Raw genomic sequence first — 4959 nt, forward strand, 5'->3', positions numbered from 1 at the left:
CGAGACTCTCCATAATTCCATCGACGCTCAGAGATTGCATAATAGACATCGATTGTGAGGTAACCTCCCTCAACATAAGAGTTCCGAAGGATGTCGGCATAAGCATAGTCCACGAGGGCGAACTCAACTGGAGCAACTTCAACAATCTTATGGAGAGAGAAAGGGGCTACGTATCGACCAACATCGATCGTGCTTCATCTACCTGCCAGATAAACGTCAAGTCGGATATGTCGAAGATTTCCATCGACTGGATATGATGGAATAACAACGAAGGAGACCGGCCGTAAGGCCGGTTTTCTTTTGGATCGCTCCGACCCGTTGCAATTAACAAAACCAACAAGCCGAAACTATCTTATTATTATATAATCAGGTTACCGGGGCTCTTTTCCGGTGTGTTTTGATGTTGAGTCGAAGGCGATTCACATAAATATGCAGGGGGCATCTATGGAGAAGCTCAGGCTCGATCCCAGAGTGTTCAAAGTCCCCATCGACAAGATGAGGGCCGGCTACTACTCCGACAAATATTTCACGAGGCTTGTCGAAGTTTTGAAATGCGCAAACAAGAGCACCAGAGTGCTGTACCAGTTTTTTCCCAGAAGGGATGCCACCATCGTCGGCATCGATGAAGCGCTGGCAATACTGCGGTTCGGAACCGGCTACTATGCCGATGAGGGACGCGCCAAAGGGCTTTTCGAAGAAATACTCGAAGTCGAAAAGCAGATAAACCACGCCGCATGGGACATGGATCGTGAAGCCCTTGTCGAGCTTTCCTCATGGAAATGGGATCTCAAGATGAAATTGAACGATCTCTGGCAGGATAGATGGGAAGAGCTAGATGTTGAAGCTCTGTACGACGGTGATGAAGCCCGGGATATGGAACCGATAATGACCGTGGAAGGTGACCCGCGCTACTTCGGATATCTGGAGACTATACTTCTCGGTGTCATTGCAAGGGCCTCTTCAACTGCAACGGCCGTGAAATCGGTGGTCAAGGCTGCAAGGGGAAAAGAGATCCTCTTCTTCAGCGCCCGTTTCGATCACTTCTGGACCCAGGCTACCGACGGATATGCCGCTCTCAAAGCCGGTGCCTTCGGCGTATCAACCGACGCCAACGCCGACTACTGGGGCGTCGAGAGCATGGGAACCATACCGCACGCCCTAATAGCCGTCTACGGTGGCGACACGGCACAGGCAGCTCTGGAATTCGACAAATACATAGACTCTAAAGTGAACAGGATAGTACTGGTTGACTGGAACAACGACGTGATAGGCACCACTTACGATGTCGTGGCGAAGGCTTACACGGCCCTCACCGGGAGAGAATTCACTCTGGGCCAGACAGATCCTTCGCCCGTTATAGGTACGGGTAAAGGCAGAGTCTGGGGCGTGAGGTTCGACACATCCGGCAGCCTTAGGGATAAATCGGTGGTTCCCAAGGACAGATCCTCGCTCGGGGTCTGCCCGGAGCTCGTCTGGAGAGCCAGAGAAGAGTTCGATAAAAACGGTATGCATGACCTGAAAATAATCGTCTCAGGCGGATTCACCGCCGAGAAGATCGATCTCTTCGAAAAGCTCGAAGTCCCGGCCGACGTTTACGGCGTGGGTTCGTCGCTTCTGAAGGACAAACTCGACTTCACCGCGGACATCGTGGAAGTCGATGGCCGACCCTGCGCAAAAGTCGGAAGGGGAAAGGGTGATCTTTCGAGGTTATCCCGTGTTGAAAGCGATTACTGGAATGACAATAAAAAGAGAGGTGTTGAACATGGAAGTTAAGGGAACGTGGACTGTGAAAAAAGGATTCGCCGAAATGTTCAAAAACGGCGTGATCATGGACGTTACCAATCCCGAGCAGGCGAGAATCGCTCAGGAAGCCGGCGCAGTTGCAGTTATGGCGCTTGAGAGAGTACCGGCCGATATAAGAAAAGAAGGCGGAGTAGCCAGGATGGCAAAGATCGGTCTTATAAAAGAGATCATGGAATCGGTCTCCATCCCGGTGATGGCCAAGGCCCGCATAGGACACATCGCCGAGGCGAAGATACTGGAAGCCATTGGAGTTGACTTCATCGACGAATCGGAGGTTCTGACCCCGGCCGACGACAGGTACCACATAGATAAGAGACTCTTCACGGTGCCGTTCGTCTGTGGCGCGAGAAACCTCGGAGAGGCCGTTAGAAGGATATCCGAAGGCGCGGCCATGATAAGGACCAAGGGCGAGGCCGGCACGGGAAACATAATAGAGGCCGTCAAGCACATGAGAACCGTCAACGAAGAAGTGAGAAAGGTTCAGATGATGAACGACGCCGAGCTCGTTCACTACGGCAAAGAGATAGGGGCTACGGTCGAAATACTGAGCCAGGTGAGGGAACTCGGTAGACTCCCGGTGGTCAACTTTGCGGCCGGCGGAGTCGCCACACCGGCCGACGCCGCGCTCATGATGCTGCTCGGTTGCGACGGGGTGTTCGTGGGATCGGGCATCTTCAAATCGAAAGATCCGGCGAAAATGGCCAAAGCCATAGTCGAGGCCGTTCTTTACTACAACGACCCGCACAGACTGGCGGAGATCTCCGAAGATGTGGGAGACGCCATGGAAGGCCTGGAGATCGGCAAGCTCGAAGTCCGTATGGAAGAGAGAGGCTGGTAAAAATTGAAAATCGGAGTCCTCGGTATTCAGGGAGATATTCAAGAGCACCTGGCTGTAATTAAGAAACTCGGTCATGAGGCCGTATGGATAAGAGATAGCGACGCGCTCAAAACAGTCGAGGCTTTGATAATGCCCGGCGGCGAATCGACCACCATGACGAAGCTGCTGAAGAGATTTGCAATCTGGGAACCACTAAGAGAAAGGATAAATTCGGGCATGCCGGTCTTCGCCACCTGTGCCGGCATGATCCTCCTCTCGAAGGGAATAGAGAACTACCCCGCGCAGGACACCCTGGGCGTTCTGGATGTCACGATCGAGAGAAACGGTTACGGAAGACAGGTCGACAGCTTCGAGGCCGACCTGTACGTCAGCTACTTCGGAGACGTTCCCTTCAGGGCTGTTTTTATAAGAGCGCCTAAAATCGCGACCACCGGCAAAGAGGTCGAAGTGATGGCCTGTTTCGGGGGAACACCCGTGCTTGTAAGAGAGAGAAACATCATGGCCGCTTCATTTCATCCCGAGCTGACGGACGATGTAAGACTCCAGAGATACTTTATGGACATGGTCGGAAACAGCGTCGAGAATGCGATACCCAGGATGTAATCATGTGTAGGATGCTGGCTTTCAAGAGCCCGACTAAAATAGAATCGCTCGAGATCGTTGATATACTTCGGAACATGGCCAGAGAGGGTCTGAACAACCCTCACGGCGATGGCTTCGGTCTTGCGATGGCCGGCGGAGAAAGGTTGAGATACAACTCTGTCCGATCCATCTGTGAAGCCGACCCACCGCTGATCGAAAGCAGGCTGGGGATCGTACACGCACGTAAGGCTTCCCCGGGATACTCTGTCAATCCCGACCACGTTCACCCTTTCTACGGTGTCGTGAAGGGGAAAAACTACGCCTTCTGCCATAACGGGACGGTCTTCGATTTCGCCAGTGCTCCCGGAACGATCGATACCCAGAGATATTTCGAACTTGTTTTGAGTCATATGGAAAGGTTCAGCCCTGCCGAGGCACTTGGCAGGGCTGCCGGGTTCGTGGCGGACAATTTTTGCTACACTTCGCTCAACGCTTTTTTGACGGATTTCGAAAGTATCTGGATATTGAGACTGAACTCGGAGAAAAACGACCTCGACCACGGACTTTACCTTTACGAAAGGGAAGGTCTTAAAATAGTCGCGAGCGAACCTGTGGAAAGCTTTTCCGGTTTACCGGCCGGATCGAGGGAGATCGCCAACGGAGAATCGCTGGTCCTGTGAAGTGAGCGTTAAGAGCCGTCCTTGGAAAGAGCAGGAGAGCGGTTGTTCCGACGCTGCGCGTCCAGGTTCTTGGTTGTTGGCGTATTCACCCCTCACCAATAACAGCGGCTCCTGTTCCTGCCTTCCGGCTGCGTCGGGCCCCAATTCGGCATCTCTTCCTTACCGGAAACGCCTTTAATTCCGACTGTATGAATCATTGGCTTTTCGGTGTTTTCAATAAAAGATAAAAACTTCTTCTGGCGCCGTTATCTATTCCCGAGATAATCCTTTCACCTGCGTACCGTTATGGGATGATGCTTCGCCAATCAATCATGTTGCTCCGGGAAAATCAATTTCCCCTTTCCTGATAGTTTATGCCGGCGAACGTATAGAGTCAGAGGAAATTTCCAGTGACTTCGCTCAGAAACTCCAGCTTTCCGAAGTGCCGGTTCGGCTGTACCATGCCAAAGACAAAAATCACGCCGGTGTGAATATCGATTTGGGATTAGTCCAGGATGATCTGACCATAACAGTAGCAGACTTTCTGAATGAACTACTCAATTCTTTCGAGTGATAAGAACGGTTGTTGATAAGGGCCGGGAAAGAGCGCATTCGAGAGTTCGCTTCACTCACGAGAAGACGAGAATCTTCGCATCTCTTCAGTCTCGCCCTCTCTCCTCTTCTCAAGCTCCTTAACTAACAACGAACAACCGCTCTTTCCAAGTACGGTTGAGATGCCAGATCGCAGTGCGATACAACGGGAAAGAAGAAAGTTTTTCATTCCGTTTCTATTTCCCGTCGAGCCTGGGTCTGATTTAAGAACTTTGCGAACGGCAAAACGTGTTATGCTTCCACATCCTTTCGCATCTCACAGTAATCTGCTCAAATAAAGCGAAAGAACGAGCAGCCCCAGAATTACCAGCCAGCCCAGGATCGTCACTCTGACGGCTTTGCCCGCCTTGTTCGCCTCCCACCAAGTGCGAGGCTCGATTCCCTGAAGCCTGAACGTGATTATTGATGCCAGGTTCACACAGACTATGTTCACAAAAAACAGGAGTATCGCCCCGGAGAACCCTG

The 4959-nt window shown here is 51.8% G+C and carries 4 protein-coding genes and 2 pseudogenes; 5 read left to right on the plus strand and 1 reads right to left on the minus strand.

Going from position 1 to position 4959, the window contains the following annotated elements:
- The 5 genes and pseudogenes from PKX57_RS11200 to PKX57_RS11220 form a co-directional block, all read left to right on the plus strand.
- A pseudogene (locus PKX57_RS11200) lies at nucleotides 1-257 on the plus strand (hypothetical protein); the annotation flags it as partial.
- A gap of 187 nt (nucleotides 258-444) precedes the next feature.
- Nucleotides 445-1773 carry a nicotinate phosphoribosyltransferase gene (locus PKX57_RS11205; protein ID WP_213921511.1) on the plus strand — a complete coding sequence of 443 codons (1329 nt, stop codon included), beginning with the start codon at nucleotides 445-447 and terminating at the stop codon, nucleotides 1771-1773.
- Entirely contained in the window at nucleotides 1763-2641 is an 879-nt protein-coding gene (gene pdxS / locus PKX57_RS11210; protein WP_213921510.1) for a pyridoxal 5'-phosphate synthase lyase subunit PdxS, read from the plus strand. The genes PKX57_RS11205 and pdxS overlap by 11 nt, the downstream gene beginning before the upstream one ends.
- Nucleotides 2642-2644: 3 nt before the next feature.
- Entirely contained in the window at nucleotides 2645-3244 is a 600-nt protein-coding gene (gene pdxT, locus PKX57_RS11215) for a pyridoxal 5'-phosphate synthase glutaminase subunit PdxT (RefSeq protein WP_213921509.1), read from the plus strand.
- 2 nt (nucleotides 3245-3246) lie between these two features.
- Complete coding sequence (locus PKX57_RS11220) at nucleotides 3247-3903, plus strand: class II glutamine amidotransferase (protein ID WP_214047675.1); 657 nt, start codon at nucleotides 3247-3249, stop codon at nucleotides 3901-3903.
- An 847-nt stretch (nucleotides 3904-4750) separates the two neighbouring features.
- Here PKX57_RS11220 and PKX57_RS11225 read toward each other — a convergent pair.
- Nucleotides 4751-4959 (minus strand): annotated as a pseudogene (locus PKX57_RS11225) (TIGR00341 family protein); the annotation flags it as partial.

It is taken from the genome of Mesotoga sp., assembly GCF_035363035.1.
Classification (GTDB): domain Bacteria; phylum Thermotogota; class Thermotogae; order Petrotogales; family Kosmotogaceae; genus Mesotoga.

Excerpts from the sequence above, each read along its gene's own strand:
- PKX57_RS11205 (WP_213921511.1), top strand. The coding sequence starts at position 445 with ATGGAGAAGCTCAGGCTCGATCCCAGAGTGTTCAAAGTCCCCATCGAC.
- pdxS (WP_213921510.1), top strand. The coding sequence starts at position 1,763 with ATGGAAGTTAAGGGAACGTGGACTGTGAAAAAAGGATTCGCCGAAATG.
- PKX57_RS11220 (WP_214047675.1), top strand. The coding sequence starts at position 3,247 with ATGTGTAGGATGCTGGCTTTCAAGAGCCCGACTAAAATAGAATCGCTC.